This is a genomic window from Lysobacter korlensis, from assembly GCF_042434515.1.
On the sequence record NZ_JBHLTG010000005.1, the window covers coordinates 372,444 to 389,849 of the forward strand.

The 17,406-nt window shown below is 68.9% G+C and carries 16 protein-coding genes; 9 read left to right on the plus strand and 7 right to left on the minus strand.

Translation table 11 applies throughout. From position 1 onward, the window contains the following. The first annotated feature begins 16 nt into the window (after window positions 1–16). The 3 genes from rsmG to ACFFGH_RS21195 all read left to right on the plus strand — a co-directional run bounded on the left by rsmG (window position 17) and on the right by ACFFGH_RS21195 (window position 2,946). Entirely contained in the window at window positions 17–664 is a 648-nt protein-coding gene (gene rsmG / locus ACFFGH_RS21185; protein WP_386672019.1) for a 16S rRNA (guanine(527)-N(7))-methyltransferase RsmG, read from the plus strand. Between the two features lie 360 nt (window positions 665–1,024). Then, the gene (locus ACFFGH_RS21190; RefSeq protein ID WP_386672020.1) at window positions 1,025–1,942 is read left to right on the plus strand and encodes a ParA family protein; all 918 of its coding nucleotides are present in this window, start codon (window positions 1,025–1,027) and stop codon (window positions 1,940–1,942) included. Continuing rightward, complete coding sequence (locus ACFFGH_RS21195) at window positions 1,942–2,946, plus strand: ParB/RepB/Spo0J family partition protein (RefSeq protein WP_386672022.1); 1,005 nt, start codon at window positions 1,942–1,944, stop codon at window positions 2,944–2,946. The genes ACFFGH_RS21190 and ACFFGH_RS21195 overlap by 1 nt, the downstream gene beginning before the upstream one ends. Window positions 2,947–3,226: 280 nt before the next feature. On the opposite strand, the gene ACFFGH_RS21200 is transcribed toward ACFFGH_RS21195, so the two are convergent. From ACFFGH_RS21200 to ACFFGH_RS21225, 6 genes are all read right to left on the minus strand, one after another. Then, window positions 3,227–4,174: a D-alanine--D-alanine ligase family protein gene (locus tag ACFFGH_RS21200; RefSeq protein ID WP_386672024.1), complete on the minus strand. Its 948-nt coding sequence runs from the start codon at window positions 4,172–4,174 to the stop codon at window positions 3,227–3,229. Between the two features lie 37 nt (window positions 4,175–4,211). Then, window positions 4,212–5,516, minus strand: coding sequence for an aminotransferase-like domain-containing protein (locus ACFFGH_RS21205; protein ID WP_386672026.1), 1,305 nt, complete (start codon window positions 5,514–5,516; stop codon window positions 4,212–4,214). A 109-nt stretch (window positions 5,517–5,625) separates the two neighbouring features. Next, window positions 5,626–5,952, minus strand: a complete 327-nt coding sequence (gene trxA / locus ACFFGH_RS21210; protein ID WP_386672028.1) for a thioredoxin — start codon at window positions 5,950–5,952, stop codon at window positions 5,626–5,628. Window positions 5,953–5,992: 40 nt separating this feature from the next. Beyond that, window positions 5,993–6,940 (minus strand): thioredoxin-disulfide reductase, encoded by a 948-nt coding sequence (gene trxB / locus ACFFGH_RS21215; protein ID WP_386672030.1) that lies wholly within the window; start codon window positions 6,938–6,940, stop codon window positions 5,993–5,995. A 118-nt stretch (window positions 6,941–7,058) separates the two neighbouring features. Next, a complete protein-coding gene (murJ, locus tag ACFFGH_RS21220; RefSeq protein ID WP_386672031.1) occupies window positions 7,059–8,708 on the minus strand; it encodes a murein biosynthesis integral membrane protein MurJ in 1,650 nt (549 codons plus the stop codon). Next, on the minus strand, window positions 8,701–10,863 hold the full coding sequence (locus ACFFGH_RS21225) for a DUF6049 family protein (protein WP_386672033.1): 2,163 nt from the start codon (window positions 10,861–10,863) through the stop codon (window positions 8,701–8,703). The genes murJ and ACFFGH_RS21225 overlap by 8 nt, the downstream gene beginning before the upstream one ends. A gap of 87 nt (window positions 10,864–10,950) precedes the next feature. Between ACFFGH_RS21225 and ACFFGH_RS21230 the strand changes: the two genes are divergently transcribed. Further along, complete coding sequence (locus tag ACFFGH_RS21230; protein WP_386672035.1) at window positions 10,951–12,390, plus strand: CCA tRNA nucleotidyltransferase; 1,440 nt, start codon at window positions 10,951–10,953, stop codon at window positions 12,388–12,390. Between the two features lie 39 nt (window positions 12,391–12,429). Here ACFFGH_RS21230 and ACFFGH_RS21235 read toward each other — a convergent pair whose 3' ends face one another. Continuing rightward, on the minus strand, window positions 12,430–13,515 hold the full coding sequence (locus ACFFGH_RS21235) for an inositol-3-phosphate synthase (protein ID WP_386672037.1): 1,086 nt from the start codon (window positions 13,513–13,515) through the stop codon (window positions 12,430–12,432). Between the two features lie 160 nt (window positions 13,516–13,675). Here ACFFGH_RS21235 and rpsF point away from each other — a divergent pair, with 160 nt between their 5' ends. The 5 genes from rpsF (at window position 13,676) to dnaB (ending at window position 17,382) form a co-directional block, all read left to right on the plus strand. After that, a complete protein-coding gene (rpsF, locus tag ACFFGH_RS21240; protein ID WP_446686162.1) occupies window positions 13,676–14,062 on the plus strand; it encodes a 30S ribosomal protein S6 in 387 nt (128 codons plus the stop codon). Between the two features lie 2 nt (window positions 14,063–14,064). Then, a complete protein-coding gene (locus tag ACFFGH_RS21245) occupies window positions 14,065–14,580 on the plus strand; it encodes a single-stranded DNA-binding protein (RefSeq protein ID WP_386672039.1) in 516 nt (171 codons plus the stop codon). A 56-nt stretch (window positions 14,581–14,636) separates the two neighbouring features. Continuing rightward, on the plus strand, window positions 14,637–14,900 hold the full coding sequence (rpsR, locus tag ACFFGH_RS21250; RefSeq protein ID WP_386672041.1) for a 30S ribosomal protein S18: 264 nt from the start codon (window positions 14,637–14,639) through the stop codon (window positions 14,898–14,900). 8 nt (window positions 14,901–14,908) lie between these two features. After that, entirely contained in the window at window positions 14,909–15,361 is a 453-nt protein-coding gene (rplI, locus tag ACFFGH_RS21255; protein ID WP_386672043.1) for a 50S ribosomal protein L9, read from the plus strand. 644 nt (window positions 15,362–16,005) lie between these two features. Then, window positions 16,006–17,382, plus strand: coding sequence for a replicative DNA helicase (dnaB, locus tag ACFFGH_RS21260; protein ID WP_386672045.1), 1,377 nt, complete (start codon window positions 16,006–16,008; stop codon window positions 17,380–17,382). Window positions 17,383–17,406 lie beyond the last annotated feature (24 nt).

The window sequence follows — 17,406 nt, forward strand, 5'->3', positions numbered from 1 at the left end:
CGTTTCACGTGAAACATTGACCCCCGGCGCCGCTCCGGAGGCGAGCCTCGAGCCTGAGCCTGCTGCTGCGACCCAGCTGTTCGGCAACTCCATCGAGCTCGCACGCCGCTTCACCGACGATCTCGCCCGATACGGCGAGGAGCTCGGGCTCATCGGCCCGGTCGAGCTCCCACGGCTGTGGAGCCGGCACGTGCTCAACAGTGCGCTGCTCGCTGCGCTCCTCCGCCCCGGACGGGTCGGTGATGTGGGAAGCGGCGCCGGTCTCCCCGGTCTGGTGCTCGCCATCGCACGGCCGGACGTCGATTTCGTGCTGATCGAGCCGATGGAGCGGCGCGTCGACTGGCTGCTCACCGAACGCGATCGGCTCGGGCTGACGAACGTGGAGGTCGTGCGGGCGCGCGCCGAGGAGGCGCAGCTCGAGCAACCGCTGGATCAGGTGACGGCGCGGGCCGTGAGTGCGCTGTCGAGGCTGATCCCATGGTGCGCTCCCCTGGTGCGGCCCGGCGGCGACTTGCTGTTCCTCAAGGGCGCACGCGTGGCAGACGAGGTCGCGGCGGCGAGCAAGGTCATCAAGAAGTGGCACCTCAAGGACGTCGAGATCCTCGAGCTGGGCGAAGGCCTCGTCCCGGAGACGACGCGTGTCTTCCGCGCTCGGGTCGGCTGACGCCCAGCATCCGGATCACCGTCCGCGATGTTTCACGTGAAACACCGCGGAGGTCGTGCCCGGGGTGCTGCATGATCCTCCGCGCGGGTCCCTTCCGGGCCGCTCCTGGCGATGAGGGCAGAGCGTCAGGTCCGGTTCCGTCGGACGGCCGTCCGAGACCCGTCCGTGGGCGGTATCCGCGCCGGGGTCGACGGTCGATTCGGGCTAGAGTTGACTGAGAGCGCGGTGTGGTGCGGGGGTTTCTGGCACGCGGTGCGCAACCTGGGATTGCTCGGCGTTCGTCGCGATGTTTCACGTGAAACATGCGGCCGCGCCACCAGGACATCGGATTGTTTCACGTGAAACATCTGCGGAGGGGACATGCACGCGGTGACGACTGACACCTCATTCGACGACTCGACGCCGCTGGCGCGCGAGATCGCGGACCTGACCCGTCGGCGAAGCGCGCTGGCCGACTACTCGCTGCCGCTCCCCGAGCGGCCGAGGGTGTTCACGGTGGCGAACCAGAAGGGTGGCGTCGGGAAGACGACGACCACGGTGAATCTCGCGGCGGCACTCGCTCGCGGCGGCGCCCGCGTGCTGGTCATCGACCTCGACCCGCAGGGCAATGCCTCCACCGCGCTGGGGGTGGACCACAGGGCCGAGACACCCAGCGTGTACGACGTGCTCGTGAACGAGGAGCCCATCGAGTCGGTGATGCAGCGGAGCCCGGAATCGCCGCTGCTCTACTGCGTTCCGGCCACCATCGACCTCGCCGGCGCCGAGATCGAGCTCGTCTCGCTCGTGGCCCGGGAGACCCGGCTCCGGAACGCGCTCGACGCCTTCCTGTCCTCGGCCGAGCCGGCGTTCTCCTATGTGCTGATCGACTGCCCGCCGTCGCTGGGGTTGCTCACTGTGAACGCGTTCGTCGCTGCGCGGGAGGTGCTCATCCCGATCCAGTGCGAGTACTACGCGCTGGAGGGCCTCAGCCAGCTGCTCAACAACATCCAGCTGATCGAACGGCACCTGAACCCGGACCTGACGATGTCGACGATCCTCCTCACCATGTTCGACGGACGCACCAATCTCGCGAACCAGGTGGCGCAGGAGGTGCGGGAACACTTCCCGAAGGAGACGCTGGACGCCCTGATCCCCCGATCGGTGCGGATCTCCGAGGCTCCGAGCTACGGACAGAGCGTGATCTCGTACGACACGAACTCCCCCGGGTCCGTTTCATACCTGGAGGCAGCCGCCGAGATCGCCAGACGCGGGGAGCACAGACGAGGAGAGAACAGGTAATGGCAGCACCGAAGCGCACGGGTCTCGGGCGAGGAATCAGCGCGCTCATCCCCACGGCCGATCCTGCGTCGGCCAGACCGGTCGACGTGTTCTTTCCCGATTCCGGGGTTCCCAACGGGAAGGGGAACGGGAACGGGAACGGCTACGGGAGCGGCAACGGTCATCCGACCGTGCATGGGCAGGATCTGGTGGAGGTGCCGGGTGCGCGTCTGCTCAATCTCCCGCCGGATGAGATCATCCCGAACGCGCAACAGCCGCGCACCGAGTTCCGGCAGGAGGAACTCGACGAGCTGATCCACTCGATCCGCGAGTTCGGCGTGCTCCAGCCGATCGTCGTGCGGCCGCTCGTCAACCCCGTCGATGGCGCGAAGTACGAGCTGATCATGGGTGAGCGCCGGCTCCGCGCCACCAAGCACCTCGGACTCGAGGCGATTCCAGCGGTCGTGAAGGACACCGCAGACGATGCGATGTTGCGTGATGCGCTGCTCGAGAACATCCACCGCGCACAGCTCAACCCACTCGAAGAGGCGTCCGCATACCAGCAGCTGCTCTCGGACTTCGGCATCACCCAGGAAGAGCTCGCAGGGAGAATCGGCCGGTCAAGGCCGCAGATCACCAACACCATCCGGCTCCTCCGGTTGCCAGGCAGCGTGCAGAAGCGTGTCGCCGCCGGCGTGCTCAGCGCCGGGCATGCCCGCGCGATCCTTGCCGCGGGTGACGAGGACTCGATGGAGAAGCTGGCCGACAAGATCGTCAACGAGGAGCTCTCGGTGCGCGCCGCCGAGGCTGTCGTGGCGGCCGGACCGCTCAGGAAGAAGAACAAGCCGAGCGCCGGACGCAAGCAGGATCAGCTCAACGAGATCGCCGAGCGGCTCGGCGACCGGCTGAACACCCGCGTGCGGATCGCACTCGGCGCCTCGAAGGGCAGCATCACGATCGATTTCGCCAGCGTCGGCGATCTGAACCGCATCCTCGGTGAACTGGGTGAGCCCGGCTTCTCCTGATTTGCGGCTGTACCCCGAATACTCCGGTGGTTGAGGAGCCGCGAAGCGGCGTACCCGCCGTTCGAGCGGCCCCGACTCGGCGTATCCGCTGGACGAGGAGCCGCGAAGCGGCGTACCGAGACCCACGCCCGTTTGCCCAGGCGGTTCCGATACGCGCTGCACGCTACTCGATCAGCGAGAATGCCCTCACCCAGATGCTCAGCGCGAGCCCGACGCTCAGCGACCGGCGACCGCCCTCGGCGTGATCAGCGACCGAGTAAGCGCAAAGGAAAAGTCCAGGTCAGGCGCGGGATTCCCGGAGCGCGGCCTCGGCGAGGGTCGCGTACGCCCAGCCCAGGTCGTACCCCGCCGCCTCGAGCGCTTGGGGGTAGAGCGAGGTCTCGGTCAGACCGGGCAGCACGTTGGCCTCGAGGAACCACGGCGTGCCGGCGGCATCGACGATCAGGTCGACACGTGACAGGTGCCTCATGCCGAGCGCGGTATGCGCGGCGACCGCGGCGGCGGCCGCCCGCTCGGCGACGTCGTCCGGAATGCGGCCAGGCACGTAGAAGCTCGTCTCCCCCGCGTTGTACCTCGCTTCGAAGCTGTACACGCCCGAGCGAGGCACGATCTCAACCGCCGGGAGCGCCACCGGACCGGCCCCGCTGTCGAGGATCCCGATCGCGATCTCGGTGCCCGCGATCTTCTGCTCGATGAGCGCAACGTCGCCGTAGGTGTACGCATCGACCATCGCGCGCGGCAGCTCTGCGGCGTCGTCGACGATGGTGACGCCCTGCGCCGACCCGCCCTGGGCCGGTTTCACGACCACCGGCACGGGCAGCTCTTCGGCGATCGCCTCGAGCACGGAGTTCGCACCGAGCTCGCGGAAGGCCTCGCGCGGCAGCGCCATGGACGTCGGCGTCGCGACATCCGCCCGGCTGACCAGCGTTTTCGCGGTCGGTTTGTCCCAGGCGAGTCGCGACGCACCGCTGCGCGACCCGACGAACGGGATCCCCGCGAACTCCAGCAGGCCACGCAGCGCGCCGTCCTCGCCGCTCGCACCGTGCAGTGCCGGCCAGACGACGTCCGGACGGCTGTCCCGCAGATACGCGAAGAGCGAGGCGTCGGGATCCCGCAGCTCGACCGCGATGCCGTGGGCGGCGAGGCTGTCTGCCACCCGCCGGCCCGAGCGGAGGGACACATCGCGCTCGTGTGAGATTCCCCCGGCGAGCACGACGGCTCGTTTCACCGCGTTCTCTGTACTTCTGCGTTCGGCCACCCCTCGACTATCCCAGGTTCGGCGGCGGGCTGATGTAGTGGCGCTCGATCTCGCGCCGCGTCAACGGACCGGTCTGCGAGAACTCCTGCAGCAGCTCCAGCTCACCGTTGATCACGGTGGCGAGGCGCCGGATCCCCTCGCGGATGAAGTCGGGAGACGGGTAGCAGAACGACAGCCGCATGTTGCAGCGGCCTCCGCCGTCCGCGTAGAAGGCGGTGCCGGGTGTGTAGGCGACGAGCTCCTTGACGGCTCGGGGAAGCATCGACTTCGAGTCCAGGTAGTTCGGGAGGGTGAGCCACACATAGAAGCCACCCGTCGGCACGGTCCAGCTGAGCTTCGGGAGGTGCTCCTGGAGCGCGCTCAGCATCGCGTCGCGTCGCTCCTGGTAGACGCCGCGGAAGATGTCGATCTGCCCGCGCCAGTCGGCGGACGACAGGTATTCGGAGATCACCAGCTGGGTGAACGAGCTGGGCGACAGCACCGCCGCCTCGTTCGCGAGCACGAGTTTCTCCCGGATGGCGTGCGGGGCGACCGCCCAGCCGACCCGCAGACCCGGGGCGAGGGTCTTCGAGAATGTGCCGAGGTAGATGACACCGTCCTGATCGACGGAGCGCATGGCGTGCGGGGGCGGTGAATCGAAGTAGAGCAAGCCGTAGGGGTTGTCTTCGACCACGAGGATGTCGTTCTCGCGTGCGATCTCGAGGATCTCCATCCGCCGCGTCCAGGACAGGGTGACGCCGGCCGGGTTCTGGAAGGAGGGGATCGTGTAGAGGAACTTCATCCTGCGCCCGGCCGCCTTGAGGTTCGCGATCGTCTCGCGAAGCGCCTGGGGGATCATGCCCTGCTCGTCCATGGCGACGTGGGACACCTCGGCCTGGAAGGAGCGGAACACCACCAGGGCGGTGACATAGCTCGGCCCCTCGGCGATCACCACGTCGCCCGGGTCGAGGAACAGCTTCGCAACCAGTTCCAGCGCGTGCTGCGATCCGGTGGTCACCACCACGTCGTCCACGGATGCCGAGATGCCCTCGAGCGCCATGACGTCGAGGATCTGCTCCCGGAGCAGCGGAACGCCCTGCCCGGAGCCGTACTGCAGGGCGACTCCCCCGCGGTTCATCATGGTCCGCTCCATGGCGCTCGTCACGAGTTCCGGCGGCAAGGCCGAGACGAACGGCATGCCGCCGGCGAGCGAGACCACCTCGGGACGGGAGGCGACGGCGAACAGAGCACGGACCTCGGAGGCGGTCAGGCCCGCCGTGCGCTCCGCATAGTGCGAATACCAGCGATCGAGGTTGTTTCCGTTGACGCTCAAGGTTCATCCGTTCCGGCGAGGATCGTTCAAGGATAAGCGGAAACGAAAGCGGCCCCCCGATCGGATCGGAGGGCCGCTTCCACGTTTCACGTGGAACCGTGGCTGCCGCTCAGGCCAGGAACTCCGCGAGGTCGGCCTCGAGGGCCGGCTTCGGCTTCGCACCGATGACGGTCTTCACGACCTCGCCGCCGCGGTAGACCTTCATGGCCGGGATCGAGGTGATCCGGTACTTCATCGCGGTCTGCGGGTTGTCGTCGACGTTCAGCTTGACGATCTCGAGCTTGTCGGAGTGCTCCGCGGCGATCTGGTCGAGGATGGGCGAGACGGCGCGGCACGGACCGCACCACTCTGCCCAGAAGTCGACCATGATCGTCTTGTCGGAGTTCAGGACCTCGGTCTCGAACGTCTCGTCCGTGACTTCACGGGTTGTGGACATGTTTCCCTCTTCTTTCTGCGTCAGGTGAGGAACAGCCGGGTCAGGCCGGCTGGGTCAGGGCGTCCTGCGGAAGCGACGCGAGATAGTGCTCGGCGTCCAGCGCCGCCACGGTGCCGGAGCCGGCCGCAGTCACGGCCTGCCGGTAGGTGGGGTCGATCACGTCGCCTGCGGCGAAGACGCCGGGCAGGTTCGTGCGCGAAGTGCGTCCGTCTACCGCGATGGTGCCGAACTCGGTCAGCTCGAGCTGCCCGTGCACGAGATGCGTGCGAGGGTCGGCGCCGATGGCGACGAAGAGTCCCTGCACATCGAGGGTCGTCTCCTGACCGGTGGTCACGTCGACGACGCCGATGCCGGTCACCTCCTCGTCCCCGTAGATGTGAGCCACTTCGGAGTTCCAGACGAACTCGATCTTGGGGTTCACGAACGCGCGGTCCTGCATCGTCTTCGAGGCGCGCAGGGTGTTCTTGCGGTGCACGACGTAGACCTTGTCGGCGAACTTGGTGAGGAAGGTGGCCTCCTCCATGGCGGAGTCGCCTCCGCCGACGACCGCGACCTTGCGCTGCCGGAAGAAGGCGCCGTCACAGGTGGCGCACCAGGAGACGCCGTATCCACTGAGGCGCGTCTCGTCGGCGAGCCCGAGCTTGCGGTAGGCCGAGCCGGTGGCGAAGACCACAGTGAGGGCCTCGTGCACGTCGCCGTTGCCGAGTGTCACGCGCTTGACGGGGCCGGTGAGATCCAGTGAGGTGACGTCGTCGTAGACGATCTCAGCGCCGAACCGCTCTGCCTGAGCCTGCATCCGCATCATCAGGTCGGGGCCCATGATGCCCTCGGGGAATCCCGGGAAGTTCTCGACCTCGGTGGTCTTCATCAGCTCACCGCCGAACTCGACGGAGCTCGCGATCACCAGCGGGGAGAGGTTCGCACGTGCCGCGTAGATGGCGGCGGTGTAGCCGGCCGGACCGGACCCGACGATGAGAATCTGACGCACGAAACGGCATCCTTCCTGTGACCGGAAGCAGGCCACGCGATGTGCAACACATCCTAACCGGCCCCTATTCCGCGTCCCCCGCAGCGGCCGGGCCCGGCGATCCGCCGGCCGGGCTGGGCTACCGGCCCCGCCGGAAGCGGCGGAGCACAGGGCCGATCACGGCGACCAGGTCCGGATTGCGGCTCGCGGTGAGGAGCCCGAGATAGGCGAGGCCCATCGCCGTGCCGGCGACGACGACGGTCAGGAGGGCTTGCGGAATGCCCGACTGGGCGAAGCCACCCGGCGTGAAGCCGCCGAGCGCAAACACCGCCCCGGCGCCCAGGACCCCCGCCGTCACGGCGAAGACGGCGTACTGCACGTGGCGGCGCACGAGGAGGCGCCCGTCGACCCCGCCGAGCCGCCGGCGCAGCAGCGCGGCGAGGAGCACGGCCTGCACGGTCCCCGCGATCGAGGTGACGAGGGCGAGGCCGACAGCGATCCACTCGACCGGAAGGCCGGCGACGAGCAGCGTGCCGAGCACGAACAGGGCGGCCTGCGCCACCTGGACGAAGAACGGTGTCCGCGTATCGTCCAGCGCATAGAAGGCCCGCTGAAGCACGAACAGTGCGCTGAACGGCACGAGCCCCACGAGGAACCCGATGAGCACCGAGGCCATCGCGCCGACGTCGTCGAAGGACTGCTCGAACACGCGGGCGAGGGGGAACGACACCACGGCGACGGCGACGGCTGCGAAGACGATGACCAGGCCGATGCCGCGCAGCGCGGCGGACACGTCGGAGCGGAGCGCTGCCGTGTTGCCCCTGCTGGCGTCGCCGGCCATGCGGGTGAAGTATGCGGTGGCCACCGAGACGGCGATCACCGAGTGCGGCAGCATGAAAATCAGCCACGAGTTCTGCAGCGTCGCGATGGAGGCGGTGTCGGCGGTGCTGGCGATGGACGCGACCCGGCTCTGCACGATTCCGGCCAGCTGGGTGACGAGCACCATGCCGAAGACCCAGCCCGCGGCGCGTCCGGTGCTTCGGAGACCGACGCCGCGCCATGCGAAGTCCGGCTTGAAGCCGAGCCCGGTGCGCCGCCAGAAGACGGTGAGGATGAGCGCCTGCGCGGCGACCCCGAGTGTGGCGGAGCCGGCGAGCAGCGCAACCAGCGCCGGGGTCCACACCATCGGTGACCTGAGGGAGTCCTGGTCGAACAGGGAGGCGAGCACCAGCAGACCAGCGATGGCGACCAGATTGTTCAGCACCGGCGCCCACGTGAACGGCCCGAACGCCTGACGGGCGTTCAGCACCTCGCCGAGCAGGCTGTAGAGGGCGTAGAAGAAGATCTGCGGCAGGCACCACCACGCGAACGCGGTGGCGAGCGCCATGGTCGCCGGATCGAATCCGCGGTCGCCATCCGCCGATCCCTGCGCGTACAGGCGGACCAGGAGCGGCGCGGCGAGCGTCGCCACGAGCGTGAGCCCGGCGAAGACGACGATGCCGAGGGTGACCAGCTTGTTGATGAAGGCCTGCCCGCCATCGGAACCGAGGCTCGCACGCACGATGCTGGGCACCAGCACGGCGCCGAGCACGCCGCCGGCGATGAGCGCGTAGATGTTGTTCGGGAGCTGGTTCGCGAGGCCGAACGCGTTCGCGCTGGCGCTCCCGACCTGGCCGATCGTGTTCGCGAGGACGATGACCTTGACGAATCCGAGCACCCGGGAGACCAGCGTGCCAGACGCGAGCAGGGCGCTCGCCCGCCCGATGCCGGGTCCGTCTGACTCAGTCATCGGCGATTCCCCGGATGCGGTCGCGGCGGTTCCGGCGGGACGTCCGGTAGAGGCCGGCTGCGATGAGCCCGACCACCAGCACGCCGAGGCCGATCGCGACGGGGGTTCCCCAATCCGCCTGCACGTTGAGCGTCAGACTGGTCGCCCCGCCGATCGGCACCCCCACCGGCGTGCTGAGGCTGATCAGGATCGTGGCGCGCCCGTTCGCCAGGGGACGCACCGGGAGAACGAACTCCCGGGCCGCGGAGTTCGCCTCAACGGGGATCTCGACGCGGCTCTGCTCGATATGGAGCTGCGGCGACAGGGACCGGACCTCGACCAGGACCGTCACGGGAACGGGGAGGTCGTTGGCGATGGACACCGGCAGGCGCTGCAGCTCGTTGTTGATGTTGAGATCGCTGCTTTCGACCAGCCGGACCGACCGGCGGAGCTCGGCCGACTCGTCGATGAACTCCGCCACCTGATCGATCCAGGCGTCAGGCGTCTCACGCCAGGACTGGGAGAGCAGGGCGAGCGCACGCAGCCGGCGTGGAGCCGTGATGTCGGCCGGATCCGCGGCGACCGTCGCGAACTCGGCCTCCTCGCCGTTCGCGACGATCAGCCGGCGGATCGCGTCCAGCCGGTCCTCGTCGACCGGGCGGTCGACGAGGCGGGTGCCGCGCGCCGGGCGGTCCAGCAGCGCGCTGAGCGACGTGGCGTCCACCCAGTCCAGGCGATCGAGCGCGGCGACCGTCTCGCCGGCCCGCGCCTGCAACGACACCCTGGATCGGTCCAGCGTCGCGAGGCTGAGCGGCGGCGTCCCGTCATGCTCGGTGGTGACGGCCGCCAGCGCCGCCCCCAGGGCAGCCACCGCTGATCGCCACTCCTCGGTGGTGCGTGCCGCGGCGGCATCGCGGAGCAGCGTGGACAGCAGGAGGTCGGCGACGAGCACGCTGCGATCGCCGATGCGCCCGTGCGCCTGTGTCGACTCGGAACCGGCGCGGACGTTGCCCTCGGCGAGGATCGTGGTGGTCAGCCCCTCTGCCGCGGCGAACGTGTCGAGGTCCCCCTCGACGACGGTGTTGTCAGCGGGCCAGGCGATCCCCTCGAGCGTGTAGTCCCAGGCGAGCAGCTCCTCGGTGGTCGGCACGTCCGGCTCACCGGGCGCCGGCGACGCAGTCGTGGTCGGTGCCGCCGGGTCGGGGACGGCCGACGCGCTGGGCGTCGCGTCCGGCGCGGGCGTCGCCGGAGCATCCGTCTCGGGTGTGGGTTCCGCTGCCGGGAACAGTGCGGGATCGAGGGCGAAGCCGAAGTTCTGCGGGGTGAGCACACCGCCGCCCGACTGCGCCGCGGCCGCGAGATCGGTGTCGCCGTACGCCAGCGGGAACGTCTCGTTCGGCACCGCGTCGAGGCGTGCGAGCCAGTCGACGGCGCTCTCCGGGGCCGCGGAGCCGAGCACGCGAATCGACACCAGGATCATCGGGTCGATTCCGATGGCGATCGGGCGGCCCTCGACGGCGTCGAGCTGGCGGGTCAGGAGCCCCGCGGCGCTGGTGTAGCGCGCAAGGTCGTCCGCCTCGATCAGTCCTGTCTCGGTCGACGGCACGGTCATCGGAACCGCGGTTGCGAACGCCGCCTCCCGGGCCGGATCGGAGGGAGCCCACACCACGCTGGTCCGGCCGATCACGGTGTCGGCGTCCCCAGCGCGGTACTCCACCCACAGCGGTCTGGCGCCCCACGGGCTGCCGTCCAGGAACTCCAGCTCGTCGACCGGGATGGTGAAGGCGACCGCGCGGGTGCTCGCGCCGCGGTCGAGCTCCGGCACGTCCTCCTCGTCCAGTGCCCTGCCCCCGGGCAGGGATGCGTCGTCGCGGGGAAGGAGCCAGGCGCCGATGTCCGCAGACGATTCCAGGCGGTCGTCGCCCAACAGCAGCCGCGCCGACCCTTGGGGCAGCGGCTCGGTCCCGGTGTTGGTGATGACCACGGAGACGCGAAGGTCCTGCTCGGGACGGACTACGCCGGATGCCGCAGGGGCGACCGTGACGGTCGCCACGGGCGCCGCCTCCTCGACCGCGGCGGCGAGGGCGGGTGGCGCTGCAGCGGGATCGACGGCAGTGCCGACCCCAGCCACGCTGAGGCAGAGCGCAAGGGACGCGCGGAGCCACCTCTGGGACACGGGTCGGCGAGAAGAACTCTCCGCCGACATGATGCAGAAGTTTACGTGGCACCCGTCGGGGGAGGAGATCTCTAGACTGGGCGAGTTATGGAGAGCGCAGCCTCGGCCGTTCGCCGCCTGACCGAACTCGCCGACCAGCGTCCGATGCAGCGACTCGCGACCGCGTTCTCCGAGGCCGGCCACGAGCTCGCCCTCGTCGGCGGGCCCGTCCGGGACGCCTTCCTCGACCGGCCGATCAGCGACCTCGACTTCACCACCGACGCGCGACCGGACCGCATCCTGGAGCTGCTGAAGCCGCTCGCGAGCGCGCACTGGGACGTCGGGCGGGCGTTCGGCACCATCGGCGGGCGCATCGACGGACTGACGGTGGAGATCACCACCTACCGCGCCGATTCGTACGAACCGGATACGCGCAAGCCGACCGTCGAGTTCGGCTCCAGCATCGAAGACGACCTTGTCCGCCGGGACTTCACTGTGAACGCGATGGCGCTTCGGCTGCCGCAGCGGCAGCTGGTGGACCCGCACGGCGGCGTCGAGGACCTGATCGCCAAGCGCATCACGACGCCGGGCGAGCCGGCGGTGTCGTTCGGTGACGACCCCCTTCGGATGATGCGTGCCGCCCGCTTCGCGAGCCAGCTCGGCTTCGAGGTCGATCCAGGCACCGTAGTGGCGATGCGGGAGCTCGCGCCGCGCATCTCGATCATCTCCGCGGAGCGGATCCGGGACGAACTCTCCAAGCTGCTCTGCACCGACCGGCCCCGCTCCGGCATCCAGCTGCTCGTCGACACCGGACTCGCCGAGCTCGTCCTGCCGGAGATCCCGGCGCTGAAGCTCGAGATCGACGAGCACGCCCACCACAAGGACGTCTACGAGCACTCCCTGACTGTGCTCGACCAGGCGATCGAGCTGGAGCAGAGCCGGAACCCGGGCAGCGACCCGGATCTGGTGCTGCGCATCGCGGCGCTGCTGCATGACATCGGCAAGCCATCGACGCGGCGGATCGAGCCGGGCGGCGCGGTGAGCTTCCATCACCACGACCTCGTCGGCGCGAAGCTCGCGTCCCGGCGGCTCAAGGCGCTGCGCTTCGACAAGGACACCATCACCGCCGTCGCGCGGCTGATCGAGCTGCATCTGCGCTTCTTCGGGTACACCGACGGCGCGTGGACGGACTCCGCCGTGCGCCGCTATGTGCGCGACGCCGGACCGCTGCTCGAGCGGCTGCACATCCTGGTGCGCGCCGACGTCACCACCCGCAACCGGCGGAAGGCGGACCGGCTCGGGTTCGCGTACGACGACCTGGAGGAGCGCATCACCGCGCTCCAGGAGCAGGAGGAGCTCGCGGCGCTGCGGCCGGACCTCGACGGCGAGGCGATCATGCGGATCCTCGACCTGAAGCCGGGGCCAGACGTGGGCGCGGCGTACCGCTTCCTCATGGAGCTGCGGCTCGACGAGGGCGCACTCGGCCCGGAGGAGGCGGAGCGCCGCCTCCGTGGGTGGTGGGCGGTGCGAGCCGCCGGCGGAGGTTGAGGAGGCCGCGACCTTCGCTCGTTGAGGAGGCCCACGCGGTCAGTCGGCGCCGCCCGCCGTCAGTTCGGTGATGAAGCGCTCGAGGAGGTCGCGGGCGACCGGATCGGGGTGCTGCGCCGGAGGGGACTTCATGAAGTAGGCGCTCGCCGCCTCGAGGGGACCGCCGATGCCGGCATCCAGCGCCAGCTTCGCCGCTCGGACGGCGTCGATCACGACGCCGGCCGAGTTCGGGGAGTCCCAGACCTCCAGCTTGTACTCGAGGCTCGTCGGCGCACCGCCGAAGCCGTGTCCCTCCAGGCGCACATACGCGACCTTCCGGTCGGTCAGCCATGGCACGTGATCGCTGGGACCGATGTGCACGTCATCGGCCGGCAGGTCACCGACCACGTTGCTCGTCACCGCGCGGGTCTTCGAGATCCTCTTCGACTCGAGGCGGCTGCGCTCCAGCATGTTGCGGAAGTCCATGTTCCCGCCGACGTTCAGCTGATAGGTGCGGTCGAGCACGAGGCCGCGCTCCTCGAACAGCCGCGCGAGGACCCGGTGCGTGATGGTCGCGCCGAGCTGGCTCTTGATGTCGTCGCCGACGATCGGCAGGCCGGCCGCGGTGAACTTCGCCGCCCAATCCGGGTCGCTCGCGAGAAAGACCGGCACCGCGTTGACGAACGCCACTCCGGCCTCGATCGCAGCCTGCGCGTAGTGGCGCACCGCCGCCTCGGCGCCGACCGGCAGGTAGCAGACGAGCACGTCGGCATGTGCGGCGCGAAGCTCCGCCGCGACCTCGACGGCCGGGTCCGCCGACTCATCGATCGCGTCGCGGTAATACTCCCCCAGCCCGTCGAGAGTCGGGCCGCGTCGCACGGTCACGCCGGTCGGCGCGACGTCCGCGAAGCGGAACGTGTCGTTCCGGCCCGCCCAGATCGCGTCAGCGAGATCCGCGCCCACTTTCGCGGCATCCACGTCGAACGCGGCGACGAACTCGAGGTCCCCGACCTCGTACGGGCCGAACCTGGCGTGCATGAGACCGGGCACACGGGTGTCGTCGCCGGTGCCGGCGTAGTGGGTCACGCCCTGGACGAGCGAGTTCGCGCAATTGCCGACACCCGCGAGAGCAACGCGAATGGCCATGAGAAGTGCTCCTTGGGAATTCCACACCGTTTGTGGGTTATGCACAGTTCCGTCTAGACTGTGCAGGTTGTCCTCGCCCGGAAACGGGCGGACACGATGCACATACCCTCCTGCTGCAGACCGTCTGCAGCCGTTCTAGTCCAGAGGAGGTGGGTTAGCTATGCATCAGTACGAATTGATGGTCATCCTCGACCCGGAGGTCGATGAGCGCACCGTCGGGCCCAGCCTAGACAAGTTCCTCGGGGTCATCCGCAACGACGGCGGCACCATCGACAACGTCGACATCTGGGGCCGTCGCCGCCTCGCCTACGAGATCAACAAGAAGTCCGAGGGCATCTACGCCGTCGTCAACTTCACCGCGAACTCGGACGCGACCATCGAGCTCGACCGTCAGCTGAAGCTCTCCGAGGCCGTCATGCGCACCAAGGTGCTGCGCGCCGAGGAGGCCATCGCGCAGGTCGCCGCCGCCGCGCAGCGCGCCGACGAGAAGGCGGCCCGCAAGCGCGCCGCCGCTCCGAAGGTGGCCGCCGCGAAGGACAGCGAGTAGCCATGGCGGGAGAAACGATCATCACGGTCGTCGGGAACCTGACCGCCGACCCGGAGCTGCGCTACACGCAGAACGGGCTGGCCGTCGCGAACTTCACGATCGCGTCGACCCCCCGCTCCTTCGACCGCGCGAGCAACGACTGGAAGGACGGCGAGGCGCTGTTCCTCCGCGCGTCCTGCTGGCGTGAGTTCGCCGAGCACGTCGCCGGCTCCCTCACCAAGGGAAGCCGCGTCATCGCGCAGGGCCGCCTGAAGCAGCGCTCCTACGAGACGAAGGAAGGCGAGAAGCGCACGAGCATCGAGCTCGAGGTGGACGAGATCGGTCCGTCGCTGCGCTACGCCACCGCACAGGTCACCCGCGCTGCGGGTGGCGGCGCCGGCGGCGGAGGCCGCGGTGGCGGCGGCTACCAGGGCGGCGGCAACCAGGTCGCCGACGAGCCGTGGTCCGCGAGCGGTCCGGCGGCATCCGGCGACGTGTGGAACACCCCCGGCAGCTACAGCGACGAAACCCCCTTCTGATCCTCATCCCCCTCCGGGCCTGATCCAGGCCCTGGACACGTACAAAGGAAAGCACCATGGCAGGAAAGAGCAGCGGCGACCGCCGCAAGCCACTGCGCGGAGCGAAGGGCGGCAAGCCCGCCGCCCCCGCGAAGTCCATCCGCGTCGGCGTCATCGACTACAAGGATGTCGCGACGCTTCGCAAGTTCATCTCCGAGCGGGGCAAGATCCGCGCTCGCCGTATCACCGGTGTCTCCGTGCAGGAGCAGCGCCTCATCGCCCGCGCCGTCAAGAACGCGCGCGAGATGGCGCTCCTTCCGTACGCCGGCTCGGGCCGCTAGGAGGACGCATGTCGAAGCTCATTCTCACTCACGAGGTCACCGGCCTCGGTTCCGCGGGTGACGTCGTCGAGGTCCGCGACGGGTACGCCCGCAACTACCTGATCCCGCAGGGCTACGCCGTGTCGTGGAGCCGAGGCGGCGAGAAGCAGGTCGAGTCGATCAAGGCCGCTCGCACCGCTCGCGAGCTCGCCACGCTCGAGGAGGCCCAGGACCTGAAGGCGAAGCTTCAGGCCACCAAGGTCAAGCTCACCGTCAAGGCGGGCGCCGAGGGGCGCCTGTTCGGCTCGGTGCGCACGCAGGATGTCGCAGAGGCCGTGCAGGCCGCCGGCATCGGCTCGCTCGACAAGCGCAAGATCGAGATCCTCACCCCGATCAAGAGCGTCGGGGAACACGAGGCGTCGGTCCGGCTGCGCGACGACCTGGTCGCCACGATCACCCTTCAGGTGGTCGCGGCCAAGTAGCACTCGGCACTTCACGAAGACGGCGGCGGGCTACGGCCCGCCGCCGTCTCGCGTTCCGGCACCGTGGGCCGACGCCCGCGGTGTCCTGACGGGCCCGCACGGCTCCCTGGCCGGCGCCGTGAGACGCGAGCGTGCCCGACCGCCGCCGCGGGTGTCCTGGCGACGCCACGAGGCGCACAGCGGACCGAGGGCGTCCTGTGTCCGGGTGACGCCCGGCGATCGGCACAGAGGGGATCGGGTGAACGCGCGTTTTCCCTTCCGGAGAATCGCTAGCGCGTGTCGCGGACGCTTGTCAAGCGTTTTTGTGCACAGGAGCGGAGGGAAAATCTCAACCCTCAACCACCGGTCGAGGTCTCTTCCTCAGCGATGCCTGTGCAAACTGAAAGCCCAGGTCAGACCTGGCAACGGAAGGTTATCCACCGGTGATTCCACAGCCTGTCCCACAATCTTCTGCACATGTGAAGCGGCGTTTCTCGCAACACTTTCCACAGCCCTCTCCACATGTGTGGTTGTGACCTGCTCCGCGCGCTCCTTAGTGTGTGACAGCGCCGTCCGGCAGAAGATTCACGGGGGATCTCCGCACACCGCGGAGTGTCGGAGGCGGGCGCTACACAGAGGCGTAGCGTCAGCAGGGGAGGTTGGGTATGTCGATCGCTCACTTGGGACTGGCGGGAGAGCCGCGCACCGGTTCCACCGAACGTTCGACCGACCGCACGCCTCCGCACGACCTGCTCGCGGAGCAGAGCACACTCGGGGGGATGCTGCTCAGCAAGGACGCGGTCGCAGATGTGATCGAGACAGTGCGCGGCACGGATTTCTACATTCCGAAGCACGAGATCATCTACGGCGCGATCCTTTCGCTCTACTCCCACGGTGAGCCGACCGACGTCATCGCGGTCAGTGACGAGCTGACCAAGACCGGCGAGCTGACACGGGCCGGGGGTGCGGACTACCTGCACACCCTCACGGCGCTCGTGCCCACTGCGGCGAACGCCGGCTTCTACGCCTCGATCGTCGCCGAGAAGGCGGTGCTGCGGCGGCTCGTCGAGGCGGGCACCCGCATCGTGCAGATGGGGTACGCCAGCGAGGGCGAGGTCACCGACCTCGTGAACAACGCCCAGGCGGAGATCTACGGCGTCGCCGGCGGCGTCACTGCCGAGGACTACGTGCCCCTCACCGAAGCGGTCACGCAGGCGATCGACGACATCGAGGCGGCCGCGGGCCGGGACGGGCAGATGACCGGGGTCCCGACCGGCTTCACCGACCTCGACCGGCTCACCAACGGCCTGCAGCCCGGCCAGCTCGTCATCATCGCCGCACGCCCCGCGCTCGGAAAGTCCACCGTGGCGCTCGACTTCTGCCGTGCCGCATCGATCAAGCACAACCTTCCCTCGATCTTCTTCTCTCTGGAGATGGGCAAGAGCGAGATCGCGATGCGTCTGCTCTCCGCCGAGGCGTCGGTGCCGCTGCAGAACATGCGCAAGGGCACCGTCGAGGCACGCGACTGGACCACCATCGCGGCAACCCGGGGACGCATCGCCGACGCCCCGCTCTACATCGACGACAGCCCGAACATGACGCTGGTCGAGATCCGCGCGAAGTGCCGCCGCCTGAAGCAGAAGGCCGGTCTCAAGATGGTCGTCATCGACTACTTGCAGCTGATGACGTCCGGAAAGAAGGTCGAGTCGCGCCAGCAGGAGGTCAGCGAGTTCTCGCGTGCGCTGAAGCTGCTCGCGAAGGAGATCGAGGTGCCCGTGGTTGCGCTGTCGCAGCTGAACCGTGGTCCGGAGCAGCGCGCCGACAAGAAGCCCGCGATCAGCGACCTCCGCGAGTCCGGCTCGCTGGAGCAGGACGCCGACATCGTGATCCTGCTGCACCGCGAGAGCGCGTACGAGAAGGAGAACCCGCGCGCGGGCGAGGCCGACTTCATCGTGGCGAAGCACCGCAACGGTCCGACCGACACCGTGACGGTCGGCTTCCACGGCCACTTCTCGCGCTTCGTGGACCTGCCGCCCGCGTGACGCTTGAGCCCGGAGGAACGTGCC

Coding starts and splice junctions, on each gene's coding strand:
- ACFFGH_RS21190 (WP_386672020.1), top strand. CDS start 1,025: ATGCACGCGGTGACGACTGACACCTCATTCGACGACTCGACGCCGCTG.
- ACFFGH_RS21195 (WP_386672022.1), top strand. CDS start 1,942: ATGGCAGCACCGAAGCGCACGGGTCTCGGGCGAGGAATCAGCGCGCTC.
- trxA (WP_386672028.1), bottom strand. CDS start 5,952: ATGTCCACAACCCGTGAAGTCACGGACGAGACGTTCGAGACCGAGGTC.
- murJ (WP_386672031.1), bottom strand. CDS start 8,708: ATGACTGAGTCAGACGGACCCGGCATCGGGCGGGCGAGCGCCCTGCTC.
- ACFFGH_RS21230 (WP_386672035.1), top strand. CDS start 10,951: ATGGAGAGCGCAGCCTCGGCCGTTCGCCGCCTGACCGAACTCGCCGAC.
- ACFFGH_RS21235 (WP_386672037.1), bottom strand. CDS start 13,515: ATGGCCATTCGCGTTGCTCTCGCGGGTGTCGGCAATTGCGCGAACTCG.
- rpsF (WP_446686162.1), top strand. CDS start 13,676: ATGCATCAGTACGAATTGATGGTCATCCTCGACCCGGAGGTCGATGAG.
- ACFFGH_RS21245 (WP_386672039.1), top strand. CDS start 14,065: ATGGCGGGAGAAACGATCATCACGGTCGTCGGGAACCTGACCGCCGAC.
- rpsR (WP_386672041.1), top strand. CDS start 14,637: ATGGCAGGAAAGAGCAGCGGCGACCGCCGCAAGCCACTGCGCGGAGCG.
- rplI (WP_386672043.1), top strand. CDS start 14,909: ATGTCGAAGCTCATTCTCACTCACGAGGTCACCGGCCTCGGTTCCGCG.
- dnaB (WP_386672045.1), top strand. CDS start 16,006: ATGTCGATCGCTCACTTGGGACTGGCGGGAGAGCCGCGCACCGGTTCC.